At 57.9% G+C, this 302-nt stretch carries 1 protein-coding gene; it reads left to right on the plus strand.

Annotation, left to right across the window (positions count from 1 at the left end; translation table 11 throughout):
- Nucleotides 1-69: 69 nt before the first annotated feature.
- Nucleotides 70-302: HAD family hydrolase (locus AC3A6B_RS29930; RefSeq protein WP_487840255.1), on the plus strand; the 233-nt coding region annotated here is incomplete at its 3' end.

Consider the following 302-nt stretch of genomic DNA (forward strand, 5'->3'; position numbering starts at 1 on the left):
CGCGTGTGCGTGCTGCAATCGCTTCGTAATGAACTTGTCGCATTTGCCACCTAAGGAACCGAGACCATCATGACCTTCCGTCCCAAGTACATCACCTTCGACTGCTATGGCACGCTGACGCGCTTTCGCATGGGCGAATTGACGCGCGACATCTTTGCCGACCGCATTCCGGCCGAGCAGATGGAGCAGTTCATCGCCGACTTCACCGCCTACCGCTTCGATGAAGTGCTGGGCGACTGGCAACCCTACGAGGTGGTGCTGAAGAACGCGGTGCGCCGGCTTTGCAAGAAGTGGAAGATCCA

This window comes from Variovorax sp. Soil_C_33 (assembly GCF_057656935.1).